Genomic DNA, 21432 nt, shown 5'->3' on the forward strand with positions numbered 1-21432 from the left:
ATAAAAATTGACGTTAAATTAATATTTGTTAATAATGACAAAAAAATTAGTATTTCTTTTCCTGTTATCAATGGTGTTTTCAGGGTATTCGCAGGACAAAAAGTTTAAAGTCCAGACAATTGCGTTCTATAACGTAGAGAACCTCTTTGACACCATTAACGGAACGAACAATGACGAAGAATGGCTTGCCGATGGCCGCATGCACTGGACAGGTGAAAAATACAAAAAAAAGCTGAAACACCTGGCGCGCGTATTAAGCGAACTTGGCACAGGTGAAAACCCTCAGCCACCGGCTATCATTGGCCTTGCCGAGGTAGAAAACCGTGGCGTACTGGAAGACCTGATTAAGGAGCCGCAACTTGCCGATAAAGGTTACGGCATTATCCACGTAGACAGCCCTGACAAAAGGGGTATAGACGTGGCGCTACTGTACCGCAAAAGCGTTTTTAAGCCTACAAGTTTTAAAAACATCCCATTAATTATATACGACCAGGAAAGGGCTAAAGAAAAAATCCAGGCCGAAAAGGATGAAGCGGCAGGTATTAAATCGGACAAGACCGATGAAGACGAAAAAGGCCTTTATATAAACGTAGACTACACCGGCCGTATTTACACCCGCGACCAGTTGCTGGTTACCGGCCTGCTTGACGGTGAGCAAATGAGCTTTATTGTAAACCACTGGCCATCTCGTGCCGGGGGTGAAAAGAAAAGTTCGCCAAACCGTGAGGCAGCAGCAGCACTAAACAAAAAGACCATCGATTCGCTATACAAAATTAACCCGAACACCAAGCTTATAACTATGGGCGACCTTAACGACGGCCCTTATAACAAGAGCCTTAAGGTGGTGCTTGGTGCAAAGGCACATAAAGATGAGGTAAAAGCAGGTGAACTGTATAACCCTATGGAGGAAATGAGCAAAAAGGGTATTGGCACACTGGCCTACCGCGATGCGTGGGACCTTTTTGACCAAATGATACTTACCGAGCCACTGATTAAAAAAGACTACACATCATACCGTTTCTGGAAGGCTAATGTGTATAACAAAACGTACCTTACCCAGCAAACGGGCACCTATAAAGGCTACCCGCTGCGAAACTCTAACGGGGAGGTAGGCTACAGCGACCACTTCCCGGTATACCTGTACCTTGTAAAGGAGCAGAAGTAATTTGCAAAAAAGCTTTAAACATATTTAAGGTCAGCTACGGCTGGCCTTTTTTGTTGTACCCCGTTTCAAAACAATTCGTTAAATTTGCCCACATTATAAAATTTTAAACAACCATGTTACAGACAGCATTTATTAGGGACAACCGCGAAAAAGTGATCAGCGCCCTGGCCAAACGTAATTTTGACCCCACAGCGCTTGTAGATGAAGTAATAGCTTTGGACGAAAAAAGAAGGTCCACTCAGGTAGAGCTAGATACCATCCTTTCCGAGTCCAATAAACTGTCGCGTAGCATAGGTGAGCTTATGAAAGCCGGTAAAAAAGACGAGGCTGCTGCCATGCGCGAGCAAACCGGCCAGTACAAGGAGAAATCTAAAGAATTGGAAGAAACCCTTGCTGCCGTTACTACCGAACTTACCGATACGCTGTATAAGCTGCCAAATACCCCTGCCGATATAGTGCCTGTAGGCAAAACCCCTGAGGAAAACGAAGAAGTATTCCGTAGTGGCGATATACCTGCATTACATGATGGCGCCGTACCGCACTGGGACCTGATAAAGAAATACGATATTATAGACTTTGAACTGGGCGTAAAGATAAGTGGTGCCGGTTTCCCTGTATACAAAGGCAAGGGAGCGAAACTGCAACGTGCGCTTATTTCATACTTCTTAGATAAAAATACAGATGCCGGTTACAATGAGTTCCAGGTACCGCACCTGGTAAACGAAGCCTCGGGGTACGGTACCGGCCAGCTACCTGATAAGGAAGGACAAATGTACCATGCCGTGGCCGATAACCTGTACCTTATCCCTACGGCTGAGGTTCCGGTAACCAATATTTTCCGCGATGTAATCCTAGAGGAAAAAGACCTTCCGGTAATGTGTACAGGCTACACACCATGCTTCCGCCGTGAAGCCGGTTCATGGGGTGCCCACGTGCGCGGCCTTAACCGCCTGCATCAGTTTGACAAGGTGGAAATTGTCCGTATAGAAAAACCTGAAAACAGCTACGCTGCACTTGAAGGGATGGTAGACCACGTAAAAGAGATACTGGACGAGCTGAAACTGCCGTACCGCGTACTGCGCCTTTGTGGTGGCGATATGGGCTTTGCATCGGCACTAACATACGATTTTGAAGTGTACTCTACCGCGCAGGAGCGTTGGCTGGAAATCAGTTCGGTGTCTAACTTTGAAACCTTCCAGAGTAACAGGCTGAAACTGCGTTTCCGCGACAAGGAAGGCAAGAATCAACTTGCCCATACCCTAAATGGTAGCTCACTGGCACTGCCGCGCGTACTTGCGGGCATCCTGGAAAACTACCAGACACCTGAGGGTATTGTAATACCTGAAGTGCTTAGGCGTTATACAGGTTTTGATATTATAGATTAAGTTTATCCGTAATAGTATTTTATAGAGGCCTGCCCTGTAACGGGGCAGGTTTTTTTATACCTTTAGCGTATGAAAAACCGACTAACCCTACTGCTATCCCTTTTCATTTCAATGGCTTATTCGCAGGGAAAACCGATAGAAAGTTACGTGCCTGCAGGTTGGAAGCTTTTGGCAAAAGCCACGGGCGACCTAAATAAAGACGGGCTTGACGATGCGGCTATTGTAATAGAAAATACCGACCCCGCTAACATTATAAAAAATGAAGAAGGCCTGGGGGCTAAGGAGCTTAATACCAATCCAAGGCATTTACTAATACTGTTTCAGGAAAACGGCGGTTATGTGCTGAAGCTTACCAACAAGAAGTTTATACCCACGGAACATGATGCTGAAGCGCCGTGCCTTTCCGACCCTTTTTCGGCAGGGGAAGATTTCGTTATTAAAAAACAGGTATTGCACATAAGGTTTGGTAACTGGTCCAGTTGTGGCGGTTGGGATGCGGGTACTTCTACCTACAAATTTCGCTTCCAGGAGGGTAATTTCATTCTTATAGGTTATGATGAGTTTTCCATACACAGGGCGGCTGGCGATATCTATGAAAAGAGCATTAATTTCCTCACCAAGAAACAAATTGTTACTACCGGCGGCAATGAGTTCGACCAAAAGCTGAACCATCCTGTAAGCAAAACAACCACCATTAAACTCCCGGTGTCCATAAAACTACAGGACATGCAGGGCATAACGGGTGAGGAGTTTGGTTTTTAATGGTTCATCCTCAATTTTTCTAACCCGAACTAAACTACTGCTTCGGGCGTTTGCCACTTGTAAACAAGTAACAGGTTGTTTATCTTTACCACATGAACCCGCTGCTTAGTATAGAAAACCTCACTGTTTCGGCCCGTAAAGAAGGCCAATGGACGCCTATTGTAAAAGGCAGTACCTTTCATTTGGCACAAAATGAGGTGCTGGGTATAGTAGGCGAATCGGGTTCTGGTAAGTCGGTTACCTCACTGGCCGTTATGGGATTATTGCCCAAAGGCATTTTGCAGGTTACCGGTGGCAGTATCACCTTTGAAGGGCGCGATGTTTCGGCTTTAAGCCAAAAAGAACTGCGCAAACTGCGCGGCGGCGAAATCAGCATGATTTTCCAGGAGCCCATGAGTTCGCTGAACCCATCGTTGAAATGCGGTTTCCAGGTTGCCGAGATTTTGCACGAACACACTAAGCTTTCTGACAAGGAAATCAAGGCGAAGGTGCTGGAGCTGTTCGCTAAAGTAAAACTGCCCAACCCCGATGCCATATACAACCGCTATCCGCACGAAATATCGGGTGGGCAAAAGCAGCGCGTTATGATAGCCATGGCCATAGCGTGCAACCCTAAGATACTGATAGCCGACGAGCCTACCACGGCGCTTGACGTTACAGTACAAAAAGAAATAGTGCTGCTGCTTAAAGAACTGCAACAGCAAACCGGTATGAGCATCATTTTTATTTCGCACGACCTGGCATTGGTAAGCGAAATAGCCGACCGTGTTGTGGTTATGTACCGCGGCGATATTGTAGAGCAGGGCAATGCAAAAGATATATTTAACAACCCGCAGCATACCTATACCAAAGCGCTTATCAGTTCGCGGCCATCGCTGGATGTGCGGCTGAAACGCCTGCCTACCATACAGGATTTCTTGGGTAATACCGTAAACACTACCGAAATTACTCCCGTACAACGTGCCGAGGAACATAAAAAACTGTACAGCCAGCCACCGCTACTGGAAGTAATAAATGTAGAGAAAGAATATGTTTCCAATGCCGGGCTGTTTGGCAAAAAAGCCACATTTAAGGCGGTAAACGATGTAAGCTTTAAAATATACGAAGGCGAAACCCTGGGCCTTGTGGGCGAATCGGGCTGTGGTAAAAGTACGCTTGGCAATGCCATACTGCAACTGGATAAAGCCACCGCCGGAAAAATCCTTTACAGGGGCAAGGACTTAATCAAATTATCAGATAAAGAAATACGCGAATTGCGTAAGGAAATACAAATCATTTTCCAGGATCCGTATTCGTCGCTTAATCCCCGACTTACCGTGGGGCACGCTATTATGGAACCCATGAAAGTGCACAGGCTCTACAAAACCGAAGCAGAACGCCGCGAAAAAGCCATAGAAATACTGCACCGCACCGGCCTGGGTGAGGAGCACTTTAACCGCTACCCGCATGAGTTTAGCGGAGGCCAGCGCCAGCGTATAGGCATAGCGCGTACCATAGCCCTGCAACCCAAACTTATAGTGTGCGACGAAAGTGTTTCGGCACTGGATATTTCGGTACAGGCGCAGGTGCTTAATTTGCTTAACGAACTTAAAGAGAACTTTGGATTTACCTACATTTTTATTTCGCACGACCTTGCCGTGGTGAAATACATGAGCGACCAGGTACTGGTGATGAACAAAGGCCGCATTGAGGAAATGAACGAAGCGGATGCACTGTACGCAAATCCGCAGCAGGACTATACCAAAAAGCTGATTGCAGCTATTCCGAGTTCTTAGGCGTAAAGTCGAAACAATCGAGAACACGTTGATAAAATTTGTTTTCCGTATTTTTGCTGCCTGAAAAATTACTACCATGGGCAACGCATCATTAATACACCATACCATAACTTTTGTAAAGCAGCAACTTGAAGGTGCGGAGGGAGGGCACGACTGGTTCCACATTCAGCGGGTGTATAACAATGCCCTTAATATAGCCGAAGGCGAGGAGTGTAACCTTACTGTGGTTCAGCTTGGAGCACTGCTGCACGATGTGGCCGACAGCAAGTTTCACAATGGTGATGAAACCGTAGGCCCGCGCGTAGCCTGCGAATTTATGGAAAGCCAGGGTGTAGATGAAGAAACCATACTACACGTGGTGGCTATTATAGAGAACATATCGTTCAAGGGCGGTAATTTCGAGAAGAAATTCAGCAGTAAAGAGCTTGATATTGTACAGGACGCCGACAGGCTCGATGCCCTGGGTGCCATAGGCATAGCACGTACGTTTAACTACGGTGGGTTTAAGAACCGTCCGCTGTACGACCCGGCCATAGCACCTGCTACCGGCATGAGCAAGGAAGAATACAAGGCCAGCAATGCCCCTACCCTAAACCATTTTTACGAAAAGCTGCTGCTCCTAAAAAACCGCATGAATACCGAAACAGGCCGCAAAATAGCCGAAGGCCGCCATCAATTTATGGAAAGCTTCCTGGCGCAGTTTTACGCCGAGTGGGAAGGCCAGCTTTAGAGGTTTTTAGTTGTTTGTAACTTCACTAAAATGGCGTAGCCGCATTCTACAATGCGGCTACTGCTGAAAATCGTAACTATGACCGGAAACTAACCTAAGTTTTTCTTCAGGTCTTCGTAGTTGCGGTACAGCTTTTTCATAAGCAGGCCGTACACCAACTTAAAGTAGCCCCATACAAGCAGTGCTATAAACCCAAAGAAGATAAGCGCTATCACAGCAATGATAAGTACCATTATCCAGAGTTTGTCAGCTTTATCCAGCCGCTCAAAAAGGTCTACCATTTCCTTGTTTTTAGTAAAGTATACCCAAAAGCTTACTACGCCCCTAAGTATAATAAGGAAGATGGTAACGTTAATGTAGTACATTATGGTTTTGCGTACCCTTAGGATGTTGCCCATAAGCTTCTGGGCATTGTCTTTAAGCTGTATTTTTTTATAGTTGCGGTAAAGCAATATTAGAAAACCGAACTGAACGGCATAATGGATATAAGATACTATATTTAAAAACGTATCCAGCCCCAGGCTTATCATAAGCTGTGATCCTTCATCACTGGTGTCGCTATCAGAAAACATCCCTAATGTCGTCCATAGTAAAAATTCTGTTATGCTTACCAGCAAAATCCATTTCATTACCGATGCCGATTTTTTATGGGCCATATCGTACAGCTCATCCTTCGGTATCTTACGGAACCTGTTTTCGTTGTTCCAGCTTTGTTTCAGCAAGTCTAATCCTTCCATAGTATTTTAAGGATTTAATATTTTTTTTAATTTGTCTTTTACTCTCATCAGCCTTATGCGGGCATTGCCTTCGGTAATACCCAGCGTTTCGGCTATCTCTTCATATTCTTTTTCTTCCAGGTACATAAATACCAAAGCCTTTTCTACATCATTTAGCTTTTCGTGTATGGCGTGGTACAGCTGCTTAATGTGTTCTTCCACTTCATAGTTATAGTCTTCGTCGCGTACAATGTGTATATCGCTGTCAAATGATACCGCATAGCTTTTCACCGTTTTGCGGTGCAGGGCCATGGCCGTATTAAGCCCCACCCGGTAGGCCCAGGTAGAAAATTTAGATTCTCCCTTAAAGCCGGGGTAGGCGCGCCATAACTGTACCGTTATTTCCTGGAACAGTTCTTTATGGGCATCATCGTTATTGGTATACAGGCTGCATATTTTATGAAGCAGTGTCTGGCTTTCATACAGCTGGTCCAGGAAGGATTTTTCGAGCTCTTTATCCATAAAAATAAATATGAAACGGTAGTAAGTGCAGAAATCCAATTTTTGTTACACACAATAAACATAAAATATTTTTTTCAATTTTTTATGTAACAAAGCAAAACGGTTATCACTAACGGGCAAACATTTTAAAAATTAAACATCATGAAATCATTTATTTACGTTGCTGTGGCAGTGTTATTTTCAACAACCATAGCTTTTGCACAGGCTACTACAGCCACCACACTACAAGGAGAATGGAAAGTAGACGCTGTTAATTTCAGCGGTATTAACTACAACATTAAAACCGGAAAGGTACTGCTGCTTGATGCCGGGCTTACAGAAGGGCAAGAGGTTACCGAAGACGACCTTGCCCTTTTAGCGGCGCAGGTAAAAGAGCAGCTTGCGCCTTTTTCGGGAAACAGCTTTACGTTTACTAAAGACGCCGTAAAAATTAAACTGGGATATAACGAGCGCGAAGGGAAATTTACCCTTACCCAAAAAGAAAGCCTTAACTACATTGAGGCCAGTTTTGACGGCAAAGCGGTAAAAGAGTTTCAGTACAACTTTAAAAACAACCAGTTATATGTGTACCTGCCCGATGAAAGCGGTGCCGACATACAGTTGATTTTTAAGCAGGGATAATATATCATTGACTGATTGACAACACCGATGATGGTTTTCGTTTGCCCGCCGTGAAAATTTTCAAAATCTAACGGCGGGTTTTTTAAAACTTTATTGTCCTTATTATATAAACTATGTTATGAAGATGGCTGCAAAGGATGTTATAGGAGTTATAGCCCGGCTTTACAGAAAAGTAGTGCCGTGGCGCAGGGTGCAGCAATACAAGGTAAAGCTGCATACTACCGAGAAAGAAAATATACTGCTGCAACAGCAGTTGGCCGAAATAAACCGCGAGCGCGAACAGCTGGTGGAAACCCTGAGCCTGAAGAACCGTAAACTATCGGCTACGTTGCTGTATACTACAGAGAGGAACCGCCATATAGAGCAGATAGTAGGCTATTTTATGTCACGTCCAAACCTGAAGAACAACCGAAAGCTATCGGCGCACCTGGATTTCCTGAAGCAAAACCTGCGTACCGAGCGTAACTGGCGTAGCTTTGTGATGCATTTTGAAGGAGTAAACCCGGGGTTCATTGCCCGCCTGAAACAAAAGCACCCATCGCTTACGGCAAATGATATGCGTTTTATTGCCTACGTGTACATGAACCTTAATGTAAAGGAAATAGCCATTGTGCTTAATATTTCTACCGATGCCTGCAAAAAGCGAAAGGAACGTATAGCAGGCAAACTGGATATTTCCGGTAAAACCGACCTGTATGATTACCTCTTAACTTTGTAGTGAAGCATATACGTTTTCCGGTTGGTTTTCCGTTACTTAGTAACACAAACCAAAACCGATGAAATTTATCCTTTTGCTATTATTCCCGGCAATACTTTTTTCGCAGGAAAATTTCCCAGATTATACCCGTGTGATAGCCTATCGGCTTGTAGAAGAATATGACGATGGCCCCTGTAATGTTATTAGTTACATTAAGGAAGGCCAGGTGGGGCGTTATGTGCAAAGCATAGAATCGTATTCACCTGAATTGGCCTATAAGCTGCATAAGATAAAACAGCAATCAAAATCATGGCAGGGAACAAAGCATTCCTGTGGTAAAAGGCTTATTATTGGTGCAGAAACCATACACAATATGTTTGTTGTTGAAATAAACCGGGTGTACGATACTATTTATACGACTGAGGATAATCTTAATATATTTGATTATGAGAAAAGCTATGTCTATGCTGATACTAAACACGTTTTACTGAATACCCTGCCTGCAGACTTTAAAGCATTTTTTAAAGAAGACTTCAGAAGAAAACGTTGGGATAATGTGACGCTTGATACCTTAGCCCCTGAAAAGGTTATTTATAACAATAAAGTATTGTACAGCACAACATATAGCGATTTCAACAAAAACTTCGATGAAATATCTTCTGTAAAGATAGATTCAATTATTGGAGACAATGACTCTACTATAAAGTCTTACTGGGTCACCCATTCTGAATTAGAATTTTATCAAAAAACAAAGCTTTTAAAATCAATAGCTGAAAAAGCAACCGATTATATTGAAGAGCCTTACTTGCTACATGTAGATGGAATAGGGGTTAATGATAAAGAAGATATACTCCTTAAGAAGTTTCCGCTTTCTACCCAATACAAAGGGTATAATCTGCCGGGGTACTCCATTGACGATATAAAAGATGATTACTTTTATGAAGTACTATTGGCAGACGGAAAAGGTTCGGTGAATTTTCATGTCCGGAAAAGGAAGATTTATAAGATAGAAGTGAACTTCGACTGATAATGCTACAAACCAAAACCTATGAAAAACCTGTTACTATCCCTGTTGCTGTTTCCGTTATTATGCCTTGGACAAAACTATGGCAATTATACAAAAGTAACCGCTATCCGCATGGTGCACCCTAACCGCGAAGGGCATATGATGGTTAAAGGCTATGTGGAAGAGGGCGACCGCATAGGTGCACGCATACAGGGTACACAGGAAGAGGACGAAGCGCTGGCTTTTGCCCTCCTTTCCCTTAAAAAACAAGCGAAAAACTGGCAGGCCAAATCGCTGCCGTTTGTCCCGAAGGGTTATGATACACAACTGCGTGTGCCCAATATGTATGTGGTGCAGGTAAACCGTTTCCGCGATACCATTTATGCCACTGAAGGTAATGCATCTATATATTTCCCTGATGAGGAAATGGAATACATAGACCCGGGCAATTTTATAAATGGGGCGCTTACTGAAAAACTGTGTTTTCTTGCCGAGCGTAATTTCAAGGACGAATTTATTACCCACCAAAACGATTCACTTTCGGTATCGCAACTGTTACTGAATGGTAAAGGTATTTATGGACATACCCGTAAAGGCTTCGAGAAAAAAGTACAGAAGTTTGACCGGGTGGCCACCGATTCTATTTTTGATAAAAAAGGAGTGGTGGTTGATAAAACCTTCTGGATAAACAACTACGTTATGAAGTTTGAAGGTAAGTTGCACGACTTTACCGCCATGGTACTGCCGGGTGCTGATTACCCTAACAAAGCCGTTTTTACCGCAGGCGGCATACAGCTGGAAGACAGCGAGGAAAAACTGGCGCTTGCATTCCCTTGTTCGCTGGAATACCGTAACTGGGGCGCTTCTCCCTACAATTTAGGCGATAACTATTACTACACAGTACACCTTACCGATGATAAGGGCTATGTGCTTTTTTACATAAAAAACAAAAAGGTAGATAAAATAGAAGTGGAGTTTAGGTGAGAGCAAGCAACACTGATGACACTGATTTAACAGATTGCCACCAACTTTTAAGAATCAGTAAAACTTTGGCTAATGGCTCCTCTGTGTAGCTCTGTGGAACCTCCGTGTATCTCTGTGTTACAAATAGATGTGAAAGTACTGCGACTGAAAACTTCTTTTCGGCTTAAAACCCAAGTATAATCTTCGCAATAGAGAAGTAAATAAGGATACCGCAAATATCATTACTGGTAGTAATAAACGGCCCGGTGGAAAGCGCCGGGTCAAACCCCACACGGTTAAGCAATATAGGCACAAATGTACCGATGAGCGATGCTATAACAATAACCGATACCAGTGATATGCTTACGGTAATACCCACCACATAACTTACGTCCAGCAATACGTGGCTGCCCACAATAAGTATGGCTGCCAGCAGGGCGCCGTTCAGTAGGCTGAGGAGTACTTCTTTGATAAGGCGGTTCCAAAGCGATCCGCTGATGCTGTTGTTTGCCAAACCCTGAACGATGATTGCTGATGATTGTACCCCCACATTACCGGCCATAGCCGCAATAAGCGGGGTGAAGAAGAACAGTTCCTTATGGTTGTTCATGGCGCCGCTAAAGCCGTTAAGCAGCTTTACGCTCACAAAGCCCCCTAACAGAGCCAGCACCAGCCACGGCAGGCGCGCACGGGTAAGGTCCAGTATGCTGTCATCCGCCTCTACGTCCTGGGAGATACCCGCTGCAAGCTGGTAATCCTTGTCTGCTTCTTCCTTAATTACGTCTACAACGTCGTCTATGGTAATGCGGCCCACAAGCCTGCCCAGTTCGTCTATTACCGGTATGGCTTCAAGGTCGTACTTCTGCATTATACGTGCCACCTCTACATCGGGGGTGCTTACCTTTACAAAATCAACTTTAGGGATATACACATCCTTAATCATGGTGCGGGTACTGGTAACCAGCAGGTCCTTCAGCGAAAGGCGGCCCTTCAGCCTGCCCTCATCATCCACCACGTAAATAGAGTGCACGCGCTGCACATTGGCAGCCTGTTCGCGCATTTCCTTTACACAGGTAAGTACGCTCCAGTTTTCATTTACCTGTACAAGCTCCTTACCCATAAGTCCGCCCGCAGTATCCTCGTCATAGCGCAACAGGTCTACAATGTCCTTTGCGTGCTCTACGTCGAGTATCTCAGAGATTACTTCCTCCTTCACATCGGCAGGAAGTTCCCCGATGATGTCTGCCGCGTCGTCGGTACTCAGCTCGTCCAGCTCTTCGGCAATTTCCTTTGGCGATAGTCCACGTAGGATTTTCTCACGTACCTCTTCGTCCAGCTCCAGTAGTATCTCGGCCGTCCTTTCGGTATCCAGGATGTGGAACAGGTAAATGGCATCAGCATCGTCCAGTTCGCCCATGATTTCGGCAATATCGGCGTAGTGAAGTTCCTGGAAAAGGTCTATCAGTTCCTTTTCACGGTTTTCGGTTACGTATTGCTCTATCTGGGTTATGAACTCCCTGCTGATTTTAAACTCCATGGGCGGCTATTTTTTGCGTAAGGGTTATAAACTGCTCCACCGAAAGCTGTTCCGGACGGAGGTCAAAGATACTATCTTCCTTTAAAATATCAGAGGTTATGTAGCTTTTCAGGCTGTTGCGCAGTGTTTTCCTCCGCTGGTTAAAGCCAGCTTTTACCACTCCGAAAAACAGTTTTTCGTCTACCGGCAGGTGGTAGTTTTCTTTCCTCCTGAGCCTCAGCACCCCACTCTTTACTTTTGGCGGTGGGTTAAACACATGCTCAGGCACGGTAAACAGGTATTCGGCATCGTAAAATGCCTGCACCAGTACTGATAGTATGCCGTAGGTTTTGCTGCCTTTCTTTTCGCAGATGCGTTCGGCAACCTCCTTCTGGAACATACCCGAAAACTCCGGTATGCGGTCGCGAAGCTCCAGTGCACGGAATACAATCTGAGATGAAATGTTATAAGGGTAGTTGCCTATAATGGCAAACGGGCTGTCGCCCATGGTATTGGTAATATTGTATTTCAGGAAATCCTCGCTGATAATGTGGCCGTGCAGCTTAGGGTAGTGCGCATGCAGGTACTCAACCGATTCGGTATCGATTTCTATCACAAAGGTTTCTATGTCTTTTTCCAAAAGGTATTTGGTAAGTACACCCATGCCCGGGCCTATTTCCAGTACTTTGGTGTAGCCCTGTAGTGTTAGTGAATCGGCAATGTCGCGGGCTATGCTTTCGTCTTTTAAAAAGTGCTGCCCCAGGTGCTTTTTGGCTCTTACTTTATCCATGCTGCAAATATCGCTGTTTATGGGTAATAACCCTGTAGGGCGGCCTATATTTTTAAAACGATAAAAACTCCTGTATTATTTCCAGCTCAGTACGGAACTGTAGTATGCTTTCGCCAAAAAGCTGCTTCATTTCCGCACGGAAATAAGGCGCATGGTCGCGGTAGTATTCGTCCAGCTTCTGGCGGCTGTCTGCAGTGTACTGTACCGAATAGGTAGCCCCGCCATGGTTGTGCTCGTCGCCCAGCACCTTCACAATCTTTATTTTGCTGAACTTGCCCGTAGCCATTATTTCGGGTACGTGCCTGTCCATCATGTATTGCAGCCACTGCTCATGTACGGTAGGGTCTACGGCGCTGGTAACGTTGTATATTATCATTCTGTGGTTATTCGTTAATGCGTTAATTCGGTTATTCGGAGAGAAAGTGCTAAAATTTTGCGTAAGCCTAAATACCCTGCAAAGATACTACTGTGCTGTTATGGGCGTGATAATTTTTTGGTAAATTTTATGCGTCTCTACGGGTGCAAAAACCAGGCATAAGCCCGGATGCCTGGTTACTGCCCAACTGCTTTATTTCATGGGCCGGGATTTTTACCTTATCATAAGCGTTATTATCCAGCCAAAGCATGGCACGTGCTATGGTGGCGGCATGGTTGCTGCGATATTTTTTCAGGCTGCCGAAGAGTAGCGGGTTCACCACCTTAAACAACAACCCGAGCAGGTTTTCGGTAAGCCGTGTTTCGGGGCGGCTGGCGGTAATCAGTGCCGGTTGCATAATGCGGGTGTTGGGTATGTTTTGTTCCAAAACCGCTTCTTCCATCTGGCCTTTGGTACGTATATAAAAGACATTGCTGTCTTTGTTGCTCCCCACTGCCGATACCACCATATACGATTCAATGCCGTTTATCCGAGCAAGCGAAGCCGCTGCAACGGGTATGCCGTAATCTATTCTGTAATAGAGGTCCATGTCGGGTGTTTTGGCTTTGGTAGTGCCAATACAGCAAAACACCACATCGCCGGTAAAATCGGTAGCATGTTGTTCCAGTTCAAACAGGTTGATGAGGTATTCTTTCACCTTAGGGTGTTGTATACCCGAGGCACTCCGCGAAAACAGTTTTACGGTATCGTAGCGGTTGTCTTCCAGCAGCAGCTTTAATAATTCGCTGCCCGTGGCACCTGTGGCTCCCAGTAGTATAGCGGTTTTTGGCATGAGTGGATTTTTTTAACGGTTTGGAAATTTTTAAAGTAAAGATAGGGGTATAATGGGTGTGTTTTAAATATTAATATAGGTTTGATGATTCTCTTATCAATGTTAGTGGGATTTTTGATTCTAAAATGATAAACAATAATTTTTTTCTTACAAATAATGAATTTGTGAGCATAAAAAGCGCTTTTTCAATACCATATATTGAAGTTTTGCGTTTTTGGTATTTTATTTGTTCATAACTTTGTAAAAATTTAAACCTACAAACCATGGAACCATTTTCGTCATCAACAATAGCTCGCTACTTTATTGAAAAAGAGCGGAGTATTGAAAAAGATATTATGAAAGTCTTAAAGCTTGTATATATAGCTCATGGCTTTCATTTAGCAAGTACAGGCAATCCGTTAATTAGAGAACAAGTTGCTGCATGGCAGTATGGCCCAGTTATTCCGCAGTTATATTTTCAACTAAAGACAAAGCAACTTCAAGATATTCCTCAAGAACAAATTAGGTTAGAAAATGATTTCTATCTTACAGGATTTCTTGATGTGGTTTGGGAAAAATATAAAAACTTTACAGGTTTTCAATTGTCAGATCTAACACATAAAAAAGATACACCTTGGGATATTACTGTTAGGAAATTCGAGGGTATAATCGCTAATGAGTTAATTGAAGATCATTACAATCAATTGATGAGTTAACAAAATTTCTATATTTACGTACACATGGAAACCAACCAAAATCCATTTGACCTAGGAAAAATTAAAAATGCGAAATCCGAACCTTCAACCCAAGAGATTTCAGATGTAGGAAAGGAGATTATCTCACCAGACGATAAGAGGAATGAGAATCAAAAAGGACATATTCACACTATAAAAATCATTGGGCTTTGGACTATAGGTGTTTCTTTTATTCTTGTTGGTATCGTAACAGTTTTACATATGATATTGCCGGATTATTGCTGCTGGCTTAAACCTGAAGATGCAAAAGCTTTAAAGGGGATTATGTTTAGTGGAACTGTTGGAGGCTTGATTGGTAAGTTTGGACACAAGATAGCTGAATAAAAGTAGAATTTAATTAATTCGAGGTCTTATTCAATTCCTACAAAAATCAATTCTGTTTTGGTTCGAATTTATGAAGAAGCGAACTAGGCTATAAAAAACCCGGGCTTATGCCCGGGTAAGAGTAGTTGTAAGTGTGTTAGCTTATGTAGCTTAGTTAAGTGTTTTCAGTTCCTTAAGGTGTTGCAGCATATCGGTGGTCATGGTGGCCAGGTCAAACTCATGCTTCCATCCCCAGTCGGTACGTGCGCAGCTGTCATCTATGCTTTGCGGCCAGCTGTCGGCTATCTTCTGCCTGAAATCAGGCTCATAGCTTATGGTAAATTCCGGCAGTTCTTGCTGTATGGCGTCTGTGATTTCCTTTGGGGTAAAATCCATGGCGCCCAGGTTGTAGCTGCTGCGTATTTTTATGTTTTCGGCCGGGGCCTTCATTATCTCTATTGTAGCGCGTATGGCATCATCCATATACATCATCGGCAGGCGGGTTTCCTCGCTTAGGAAACAAGTGTACTCACCATTTTCCAATGCCTTGTGGTAAATATCCACAGCATAGTCGGTAGTGCCACCACCCGGAGGCGTACTCCAGCTGATAAGGCCGGGGTAACGGATGCTGCGTACATCTACACCGTAAATGTTATGGTAGTATTCGCACCAGCGCTCACCGCTTTGCTTGCTTATACCGTATACCGTGCTGGGTTCCATAACGGTATACTGAGGGGTGTTTTGTTTGGGAGTAGTAGGGCCAAACACTGCAATACTACTTGGCCAGAATACTTTTTTTATCTTGCCTGCCTTGGCAAGGTTCAGTACGTGGAACAGCGAGTTCATGTTGAGGTCCCATGCAAAAGCAGGGTTCTTTTCGGCTGTAGCACTTAGTAGCGCAGCCATAAGGTAAACCTCGTCTACACCGTACTTTTCTATAGTGTGCTCTATCTGGTTAAAGTCGAGCGCATTTACCACTTCAAACGGCCCCGAAGCCACAAACTCAGGGTCGGTTTTGCGCACATCCGATGCAATAACATTATCGGTGCCGTATTCGGCGCGCAGTTGTTTCGTCAGTTCGGTACCTATTTGCCCACAGGCGCCGATAATCAGAATTTTAGGCATCAAGCAGTGTTGTTTATAAGTGCAAAGATATGTGTAATAAAATTACGAATTTTATTTTTTTAAAAGCTAAATGTAACATTTTTTTGCAATATTGTGATTGGATATCCTGTTTTAAAGTGTATCACTCACGTCAGGGCAGGGGTGTGCCAATAAAAAATCCCGCTGCTTTCGCGGCGGGATTACTCAAAAAAACTATTTGGGTAGGAACTAAAGTTCGTTCAGTAGTTTGTTTATCTCATCCAGCTTCGGCGTAAGGATGATTTCTATACGGCGGTTTTTGCTTTTGCCTTCAGCGGTATCGTTTGGCGCTATCGGGGCAAACTCACCACGGCCGGCAGCCGTAAGGTTTTTAGGGTCTACGTTTTTATTATCGCGTATAATGTTTACAATAGCCGTGGCACGCTTGGTACTCAGGTCCCAGTTGTCACTTATCTGGTTGTTGCCTGCGTATGGCACATTATCGGTATGACCTTCAATAAGCACTGAAATATCCGGGTTATCGGCAAGTACCTTGGCAACTTCCTCTACTGCCTTGCGGCCTTCGGTGCCTACAGTCCACGACCCTGAGCCAAAAAGCAGCTTGTTTTCCATACTTACATAAACTTTCCCGTTTTTGTGCTCTACGGTAAGGCCTTTCCCCTGGAAGCTGTTCAGAGCCTTGCTCAGCTTGTCTTTAAGGGCAGCCATACTTGCCTGCTGGGCATTCATTTTACCCTCCAGCTCATCTACACGGGCACTGCGCTCCTGTAGTTCGGTTTTTAGTTTTTGCAGGCGCTCCTGTTCGGCGGCAAGGGCTTTTTCTTTGGCCTCCAGTTGCGCCAGTAGCTCGCGGTTTTTCTTCATGTTGCTTTCCAGTGCGCTGTTACTGTCTTTTTCCAGCGCGGCATAGCTTGCCTTAAGTGCATCAAGGCTCTTTTTGGTAGCAGCCAGTTCGGCAGCATTCTTGTCGCGGTCTTCGGTAGTTTTGGCCAGTTTGCTTTCCAGGTCTTTAGCCTTCAGGTCCAGCTCGTTCTTTTCTTTGGTAAGCGCCGCATTCTGGTCGGCCATATCGCGGTTTTCCTTTTTCAGGTCCGCATATTTATTTTCAAGGTCTTTGTAAACTTTCTTAGAAACGCAGCTTGTAGTAGTAAGCGCCAGGGCCAGTACCGCTGCCGAAATCATTTTAATCCTCATCTGTAAATATTTTAGTGGTCGCGCTAAATATACGCTGATTTTTTACAAAAATGGTAATTATTCTATTCAAATTCTACCAATACCGGGCAGTGGTCGCTGTGCTTTGCCTCAGGCAAAATCACCGCACGGGTAAGGCGTTCGCGCATGGGTTCGCTAACCAACGCATAATCAATACGCCACCCTTTGTTATTGTTGCGGGCATTGGCACGGTAGCTCCACCAGCTGTAGTGGTGCGGGTCTTTATTAAAATGACGGAAACTGTCTACAAAGCCGTTTTTAATAAACGCATCAAGCCACGCCCTTTCTTCCGGCAAAAAGCCCGAAACCTTGGCATTGCGTATCGGGTCGTGTATGTCTATGGCTTCGTGGCAAATATTGTAGTCACCGCAAATCACCAGGTTAGGGTGATCCAGCTTCAGTTGGTTGATATATTCCTGGAAATCGTCCATGTACTTAAACTTATGGCTCAGGCGGTCTATGTTGGTGCCGCTGGGCAGGTACAGGCTCATTACGCTGAAGGTGTCAAAATCAAGCCTCAGGTTACGGCCTTCAAAATCCATATGCTCTATGCCGGTGCCATACACTACATTGTTTGGTTTGTGCTTGCTGAAAACCGCCACACCGCTGTAGCCTTTTTTCTGCGCGCTGAACCAGTAATGGTACGGGTAGCCCGCTTCTTCTATAAGGTTTACCTCTACCTGGTCTACATTGGCTTTGGTTTCCTGTAAGCAAATGATGTCGGGGTTGGCCTGTTTAAGCCAGTCTATAAACCCCTTGGTGTACGCGGCGCGGATGCCGTTTACGTTATACGAAATTATCTTCATGTCTGTTTTTTGGTTTTTCAAAAATAGGGATTTTTATCTGTGCCCCAAAAATGCGCCCGAAACGTTTTTTATTTATATTTGGAGAAACCAGTACCAACTTCCTATGAAACAACTGTTGACATTATTCGCTTTCTTTTTTGTTTTTGCAGCTTCTGCACAATCGCACAAACTAAAAGTGGCCCACCTTGAAAACGGTGCCTATAAATTTGATATTGATACCACTGCTATTAAAGAGTTGTGGGCTACCAAGACGAGTACCCCCGATGTTAAGTACCAAAAGATAGAGATACTGAAGCGGCAGACTTTTGGTGATAAGAAAGAAGATTTTTATATGCTGGTAGCTTATGATAAATCGAAGAATATAAAAACCTGCCGTTACCTTATCCGTAAAATGGGAAGCTTTTACTTTGGGTTGTTTACCGATGCGGTTTCAGATATAGAAATCTTCTACAATACTGTATTTACTTGTAAAGGTGAGGATAATGTGTGTTTCCCGGAAGTGCTTTATATGGATAAGCAATATTTTTGGGGCGGTAACCAAAAGTTGGAATGCAGCAATGACAATAGCTGCACAGCTACAAAGACAATAGATTTACCTACGCAATAAAGTTATAAAGCTTTTATAAAGTAGCTGCGGCAAAACACCATTTTTAGTAATTTTGCAGGACTTTAAATCCTTTCAGACTTGAAACAGCTCACCTACAAAAACATCACCATAAGCTATACCGATACCGGCAAGGGCAGTGCCGTAGTACTGCTGCATGGCTTCCTTGAAAACCAGAGCATGTGGGATTTTTTTGTGGCGGAGTATGCTAAAAAACACCGTGTAATAACGCTGGACCTGCTGGGCCACGGCGCTACCGGCTGCCTGGGCTACGTGCACACCATGGAAGACCAGGCCGATGCCGTACAGGCTGTATTACATGAGCTTCGCATACGTAAAGCTGTATTTATGGGGCATAGTATGGGCGGTTATGTGGCTTTGGCTTTTGCCGAATTGTACCCCGATGTGGTGAAAGGTATCATCCTGCAAAACAGCACTTCATTGGCAGATAGTGATGAGCGCAAGGCCAACCGCGACCGTGCCGTGGCTGCCGTAAAGCAGAATGCTTCTGCTTTTGTGCGTATGAGTATTGCCAACCTTTTCAGTGAAGAAAACCGCGACAAATTTGCCACAGAAATAGAAAAGCTGCGCGATGAGGCGGTAAAAACCCCTGTGCAGGGTATAGTGGCGGCACTTGAAGGGATGAAGGTGCGCAAAGACCGTGAGGTATTGCTGCACTTTGCCCCGTATCCGGTGCTGCTGGTTCTGGGGGAAAAAGACCAAAGCCTTATCTATGCCGAACACGCCCCGCAAATAGAAGGTACAGGTGTAAAACTTATTACTTACCCTGACGGGCACATGGCGCACATAGAAGACCGTGACGCCCTGCTGAAAGAGACCATTGATTTTTTAAAGAATATAAAGTAAGGTGTGCTTTTTGGCGTAAGTATTCATTCCCGAATAACCATATAACCAAATCACCGCATAACCCAAGAGACTAACTGCTTTGTGCATCGCCACGGAGTATGCGGTATTGTTTACGGGCTTCTATAAAGTAAATGCTATCTTCGTGCTCAAAGATCATTTTTTCGTAAAGTGGTTTGGCTTTTTCGGGTTGGTTTAGCCTTTTGTTGTAAATCTCAGCGGAGTAAAACAGCGCTTCATCTACGTAAATACCCTCTTTATACTTGTCTATGATTTCCTGGTAGTTTTGCAGGGCGAGGTCGTACTGGCCCAGGCCTTCATAAATTCGGCCCATGCGCAGTAGGGTTATGTCCTGTATGCTCTCGGTTTTATCAGTCGCGCGCAGGTTCTTGAATTCGTCTAAGGCTTCCTGCTTTTTGTTTTGGTACAGTTTAAAATCAGCGCGGGCAAATTTCTTCAGGGCGGTCTGCGTACTGTCTTCTACGGTATTGTCACTTATCAGCAGGAACAGTTCCATCGCGTCATTTGCTATCAGTTGCGATGAACTGGACTTAAGCACTTTCAATTGTTTTTGTGCCCATTCAAAATCGCCTTTAAAGTAACTGGCCCTAGCCACACGGAAACTGGCTTCGTTACCTATCGCATCGTTTTTAAGGTCTTCCTCTACCTGCGCATAGAAAATAATGGCCTGGTTAAATTTCTCCTCAAGCAACAGTATATCGCTCATTTTCATTTTCACCTGCGCCTGCTGGAACTTGTTTAATTGTAACTCCAGCGCACGGTTTAGCGTAGCCACGGCAGCCTTGGTGTCTTTCAGTTGGAATGCCTCAAAATCAGCTTTAAGGATTTGCAGCTTTAACGAATAAGGCGTAATACCGAATTTTTCCATATCGGCATCTATGCGCTGTTTTATCAGCGGCAGGTCGGCATCTTTAGCCTGCTTTATGTCTATTTGCAGCACATAATATTCCGCATCCATAAGCAGGTCGGGTTCCATGGTGTTCTGGCTCACAAAATCGAAAATCTCCTTAGCGGTAGTGTCTTCGTTTTCTTCAGCGGCCAGCCTGCCCAGGTTTACAATATTCAGGAACGAATCAGGGTTGCGCCTGTATATGGCTTTTTGTTGTATGAATGCTTTGCTATACTCTTTGCGTTGCACAAAATACCAGCTTAAAAACTCGTTCCAAAAAGTGTCCTGTGATTTTTGCGTTTGCAGCAGCAGGGCCTTGCGCAGCATGGAGTTAAAGTTCTCGCTGGTGTTTTCCTCATTCATAAAACGCGACAGCTGGTTTTGTACCATTTGCAGGTTTTGCGGGTTGTTGTAGGCAAAGCCCAGCAGGCGGTCTATCATCTGCTCTACGTTGCCCAGCTGTCCTTGCAATAACGCCATCTGGTAATCAAAATTCATTGTTTTATTTACCGATGAAGCCGTTTCGTATGTAGTAAGTGCCTGCTGTACCAGTACTTTTTTCTCAAAAGCATTGGCTACAGTAAATACATTGCCGGGGTTTTCGGCTACGGCGTCTATGGCTTTTTTATAGTAAGCATCGGCCTTAGCCTGGTTTTTCTGCAGCTGGTAATTGTAACCCAAGTCTACATACAACAAAGGCATTTTTATGAGTTCTATCTTATCAAGTAACAGTTTTTCGGCTTTGTCAAATTGTTTCAGCTGCTGGTAGCATTCGGCCAGCTTTTGGGCAAAGTACGGGTTGCGTGCCTGTGCCTTATCCAGGTCCTGGTAAATCATGGCCGCCTTTTCAAACTCGCCCCGCTCGAAGTAATTTTGGGCAAGCTGCTCGTTTTGGGCAAAAGCCGCAACCGAAAATATAAAGGCGATATAGAGGAATAATTTTTTCATACAACAAACAACCTGCTAATAGTATACCAAACATAAACGCCTGAAACAGCAGTTTTAGCGCAGGCACAAACAAATATACCCATTACACCCG

Annotated in this window: 23 protein-coding genes; 13 read left to right on the forward strand and 10 right to left on the reverse strand. The window is 44.4% G+C overall.

Translation table 11 applies throughout. The features are described from left to right. Nucleotides 1-34: 34 nt before the first annotated feature. The 5 genes from ACZIX4_RS06020 (at nt 35) to ACZIX4_RS06040 (ending at nt 5817) form a co-directional block, all read left to right on the forward strand. Nucleotides 35-1165, forward strand: coding sequence for an endonuclease/exonuclease/phosphatase family protein (locus ACZIX4_RS06020; RefSeq protein WP_463334711.1), 1131 nt, complete (start codon nt 35-37; stop codon nt 1163-1165). A 113-nt stretch (nt 1166-1278) separates the two neighbouring features. Then, a complete protein-coding gene (serS, locus tag ACZIX4_RS06025) occupies nt 1279-2550 on the forward strand; it encodes a serine--tRNA ligase (RefSeq protein WP_463334712.1) in 1272 nt (423 codons plus the stop codon). 69 nt (nt 2551-2619) lie between these two features. Beyond that, nucleotides 2620-3312 carry a hypothetical protein gene (locus ACZIX4_RS06030; protein ID WP_463334713.1) on the forward strand — a complete coding sequence of 231 codons (693 nt, stop codon included), beginning with the start codon at nt 2620-2622 and terminating at the stop codon, nt 3310-3312. Nucleotides 3313-3404: 92 nt separating this feature from the next. Continuing rightward, complete coding sequence (locus tag ACZIX4_RS06035) at nt 3405-5087, forward strand: ABC transporter ATP-binding protein (protein WP_463334714.1); 1683 nt, start codon at nt 3405-3407, stop codon at nt 5085-5087. Nucleotides 5088-5163: 76 nt separating this feature from the next. Next, the gene (locus ACZIX4_RS06040) at nt 5164-5817 is read left to right on the forward strand and encodes an HD domain-containing protein (RefSeq protein ID WP_463334715.1); all 654 of its coding nucleotides are present in this window, start codon (nt 5164-5166) and stop codon (nt 5815-5817) included. A gap of 89 nt (nt 5818-5906) precedes the next feature. Here the strand turns inward: ACZIX4_RS06040 and ACZIX4_RS06045 are convergent, their stop codons facing one another. Both ACZIX4_RS06045 and ACZIX4_RS06050 read right to left on the reverse strand, forming a co-directional pair. Next, nucleotides 5907-6554, reverse strand: coding sequence for a hypothetical protein (locus ACZIX4_RS06045; RefSeq protein WP_463334716.1), 648 nt, complete (start codon nt 6552-6554; stop codon nt 5907-5909). A gap of 6 nt (nt 6555-6560) precedes the next feature. Then, complete coding sequence (locus tag ACZIX4_RS06050) at nt 6561-7055, reverse strand: RNA polymerase sigma factor (RefSeq protein WP_463334717.1); 495 nt, start codon at nt 7053-7055, stop codon at nt 6561-6563. A gap of 141 nt (nt 7056-7196) precedes the next feature. Between ACZIX4_RS06050 and ACZIX4_RS06055 the strand changes: the two genes are divergently transcribed. From ACZIX4_RS06055 to ACZIX4_RS06070, 4 genes are all read left to right on the forward strand, one after another. After that, nucleotides 7197-7676 (forward strand): hypothetical protein, encoded by a 480-nt coding sequence (locus ACZIX4_RS06055; RefSeq protein ID WP_463334718.1) that lies wholly within the window; start codon nt 7197-7199, stop codon nt 7674-7676. Nucleotides 7677-7794: 118 nt separating this feature from the next. Next, a complete protein-coding gene (locus ACZIX4_RS06060; RefSeq protein WP_463334719.1) occupies nt 7795-8394 on the forward strand; it encodes a helix-turn-helix transcriptional regulator in 600 nt (199 codons plus the stop codon). A gap of 58 nt (nt 8395-8452) precedes the next feature. Beyond that, entirely contained in the window at nt 8453-9400 is a 948-nt protein-coding gene (locus ACZIX4_RS06065; protein WP_463334720.1) for a hypothetical protein, read from the forward strand. A gap of 21 nt (nt 9401-9421) precedes the next feature. After that, nucleotides 9422-10363 (forward strand): hypothetical protein, encoded by a 942-nt coding sequence (locus tag ACZIX4_RS06070; RefSeq protein ID WP_463334721.1) that lies wholly within the window; start codon nt 9422-9424, stop codon nt 10361-10363. Between the two features lie 163 nt (nt 10364-10526). Here the strand turns inward: ACZIX4_RS06070 and mgtE are convergent, their stop codons facing one another. From mgtE to ACZIX4_RS06090, 4 genes are all read right to left on the reverse strand, one after another. Further along, nucleotides 10527-11879 carry a magnesium transporter gene (gene mgtE, locus ACZIX4_RS06075; RefSeq protein WP_463334722.1) on the reverse strand — a complete coding sequence of 451 codons (1353 nt, stop codon included), beginning with the start codon at nt 11877-11879 and terminating at the stop codon, nt 10527-10529. Next, complete coding sequence (rsmA, locus tag ACZIX4_RS06080; RefSeq protein ID WP_463334723.1) at nt 11869-12648, reverse strand: 16S rRNA (adenine(1518)-N(6)/adenine(1519)-N(6))-dimethyltransferase RsmA; 780 nt, start codon at nt 12646-12648, stop codon at nt 11869-11871. The genes mgtE and rsmA overlap by 11 nt, the downstream gene beginning before the upstream one ends. A 52-nt stretch (nt 12649-12700) precedes the next feature. Then, nucleotides 12701-13024 carry a DUF4286 family protein gene (locus ACZIX4_RS06085; RefSeq protein ID WP_463334724.1) on the reverse strand — a complete coding sequence of 108 codons (324 nt, stop codon included), beginning with the start codon at nt 13022-13024 and terminating at the stop codon, nt 12701-12703. A gap of 127 nt (nt 13025-13151) precedes the next feature. Then, the gene (locus tag ACZIX4_RS06090; RefSeq protein ID WP_463334725.1) at nt 13152-13856 is read right to left on the reverse strand and encodes an NAD(P)H-binding protein; all 705 of its coding nucleotides are present in this window, start codon (nt 13854-13856) and stop codon (nt 13152-13154) included. A 263-nt stretch (nt 13857-14119) separates the two neighbouring features. On the opposite strand from ACZIX4_RS06090, the gene ACZIX4_RS06095 reads away from it, so the two are divergent. Both ACZIX4_RS06095 and ACZIX4_RS06100 read left to right on the forward strand, forming a co-directional pair. Then, the gene (locus tag ACZIX4_RS06095; protein WP_463334726.1) at nt 14120-14551 is read left to right on the forward strand and encodes a Panacea domain-containing protein; all 432 of its coding nucleotides are present in this window, start codon (nt 14120-14122) and stop codon (nt 14549-14551) included. A gap of 24 nt (nt 14552-14575) precedes the next feature. Then, nucleotides 14576-14914: a hypothetical protein gene (locus ACZIX4_RS06100; RefSeq protein WP_463334727.1), complete on the forward strand. Its 339-nt coding sequence runs from the start codon at nt 14576-14578 to the stop codon at nt 14912-14914. A gap of 150 nt (nt 14915-15064) precedes the next feature. On the opposite strand, the gene ACZIX4_RS06105 is transcribed toward ACZIX4_RS06100, so the two are convergent. From ACZIX4_RS06105 to ACZIX4_RS06115, 3 genes are all read right to left on the reverse strand, one after another. Next, complete coding sequence (locus tag ACZIX4_RS06105) at nt 15065-16021, reverse strand: L-threonine 3-dehydrogenase (protein ID WP_463334728.1); 957 nt, start codon at nt 16019-16021, stop codon at nt 15065-15067. Between the two features lie 204 nt (nt 16022-16225). Beyond that, nucleotides 16226-17191, reverse strand: coding sequence for an OmpA family protein (locus tag ACZIX4_RS06110; RefSeq protein ID WP_463334729.1), 966 nt, complete (start codon nt 17189-17191; stop codon nt 16226-16228). Nucleotides 17192-17253: 62 nt separating this feature from the next. Beyond that, nucleotides 17254-18015: an exodeoxyribonuclease III gene (locus tag ACZIX4_RS06115; RefSeq protein ID WP_463334730.1), complete on the reverse strand. Its 762-nt coding sequence runs from the start codon at nt 18013-18015 to the stop codon at nt 17254-17256. A gap of 103 nt (nt 18016-18118) precedes the next feature. On the opposite strand from ACZIX4_RS06115, the gene ACZIX4_RS06120 reads away from it, so the two are divergent. Both ACZIX4_RS06120 and ACZIX4_RS06125 read left to right on the forward strand, forming a co-directional pair. Continuing rightward, nucleotides 18119-18622, forward strand: a complete 504-nt coding sequence (locus ACZIX4_RS06120) for a hypothetical protein (RefSeq protein WP_463334731.1) — start codon at nt 18119-18121, stop codon at nt 18620-18622. Between the two features lie 78 nt (nt 18623-18700). Continuing rightward, complete coding sequence (locus tag ACZIX4_RS06125) at nt 18701-19486, forward strand: alpha/beta fold hydrolase (protein WP_463334732.1); 786 nt, start codon at nt 18701-18703, stop codon at nt 19484-19486. 70 nt (nt 19487-19556) lie between these two features. Here ACZIX4_RS06125 and ACZIX4_RS06130 read toward each other — a convergent pair whose 3' ends face one another. Further along, nucleotides 19557-21341: a tetratricopeptide repeat protein gene (locus ACZIX4_RS06130; RefSeq protein WP_463334733.1), complete on the reverse strand. Its 1785-nt coding sequence runs from the start codon at nt 21339-21341 to the stop codon at nt 19557-19559. Nucleotides 21342-21432 lie beyond the last annotated feature (91 nt).

It is taken from the genome of Flavobacterium niveum (assembly GCF_055231775.1).

What these genes read in the sequence shown, in the direction of transcription:
- ACZIX4_RS06020 (WP_463334711.1), top strand. Translation starts at nt 35, where the DNA reads ATGACAAAAAAATTAGTATTTCTTTTCCTGTTATCAATGGTGTTTTCA.
- serS (WP_463334712.1), top strand. Translation starts at nt 1,279, where the DNA reads ATGTTACAGACAGCATTTATTAGGGACAACCGCGAAAAAGTGATCAGC.
- ACZIX4_RS06030 (WP_463334713.1), top strand. Translation starts at nt 2,620, where the DNA reads ATGAAAAACCGACTAACCCTACTGCTATCCCTTTTCATTTCAATGGCT.
- ACZIX4_RS06035 (WP_463334714.1), top strand. Translation starts at nt 3,405, where the DNA reads ATGAACCCGCTGCTTAGTATAGAAAACCTCACTGTTTCGGCCCGTAAA.
- ACZIX4_RS06040 (WP_463334715.1), top strand. Translation starts at nt 5,164, where the DNA reads ATGGGCAACGCATCATTAATACACCATACCATAACTTTTGTAAAGCAG.
- ACZIX4_RS06045 (WP_463334716.1), bottom strand. Translation starts at nt 6,554, where the DNA reads ATGGAAGGATTAGACTTGCTGAAACAAAGCTGGAACAACGAAAACAGG.
- ACZIX4_RS06050 (WP_463334717.1), bottom strand. Translation starts at nt 7,055, where the DNA reads ATGGATAAAGAGCTCGAAAAATCCTTCCTGGACCAGCTGTATGAAAGC.
- ACZIX4_RS06055 (WP_463334718.1), top strand. Translation starts at nt 7,197, where the DNA reads ATGAAATCATTTATTTACGTTGCTGTGGCAGTGTTATTTTCAACAACC.
- ACZIX4_RS06060 (WP_463334719.1), top strand. Translation starts at nt 7,795, where the DNA reads ATGAAGATGGCTGCAAAGGATGTTATAGGAGTTATAGCCCGGCTTTAC.
- ACZIX4_RS06065 (WP_463334720.1), top strand. Translation starts at nt 8,453, where the DNA reads ATGAAATTTATCCTTTTGCTATTATTCCCGGCAATACTTTTTTCGCAG.
- ACZIX4_RS06070 (WP_463334721.1), top strand. Translation starts at nt 9,422, where the DNA reads ATGAAAAACCTGTTACTATCCCTGTTGCTGTTTCCGTTATTATGCCTT.
- mgtE (WP_463334722.1), bottom strand. Translation starts at nt 11,879, where the DNA reads ATGGAGTTTAAAATCAGCAGGGAGTTCATAACCCAGATAGAGCAATAC.
- rsmA (WP_463334723.1), bottom strand. Translation starts at nt 12,648, where the DNA reads ATGGATAAAGTAAGAGCCAAAAAGCACCTGGGGCAGCACTTTTTAAAA.
- ACZIX4_RS06085 (WP_463334724.1), bottom strand. Translation starts at nt 13,024, where the DNA reads ATGATAATATACAACGTTACCAGCGCCGTAGACCCTACCGTACATGAG.
- ACZIX4_RS06090 (WP_463334725.1), bottom strand. Translation starts at nt 13,856, where the DNA reads ATGCCAAAAACCGCTATACTACTGGGAGCCACAGGTGCCACGGGCAGC.
- ACZIX4_RS06095 (WP_463334726.1), top strand. Translation starts at nt 14,120, where the DNA reads ATGGAACCATTTTCGTCATCAACAATAGCTCGCTACTTTATTGAAAAA.
- ACZIX4_RS06100 (WP_463334727.1), top strand. Translation starts at nt 14,576, where the DNA reads ATGGAAACCAACCAAAATCCATTTGACCTAGGAAAAATTAAAAATGCG.
- ACZIX4_RS06110 (WP_463334729.1), bottom strand. Translation starts at nt 17,191, where the DNA reads ATGAGGATTAAAATGATTTCGGCAGCGGTACTGGCCCTGGCGCTTACT.
- ACZIX4_RS06115 (WP_463334730.1), bottom strand. Translation starts at nt 18,015, where the DNA reads ATGAAGATAATTTCGTATAACGTAAACGGCATCCGCGCCGCGTACACC.
- ACZIX4_RS06120 (WP_463334731.1), top strand. Translation starts at nt 18,119, where the DNA reads ATGAAACAACTGTTGACATTATTCGCTTTCTTTTTTGTTTTTGCAGCT.
- ACZIX4_RS06130 (WP_463334733.1), bottom strand. Translation starts at nt 21,341, where the DNA reads ATGAAAAAATTATTCCTCTATATCGCCTTTATATTTTCGGTTGCGGCT.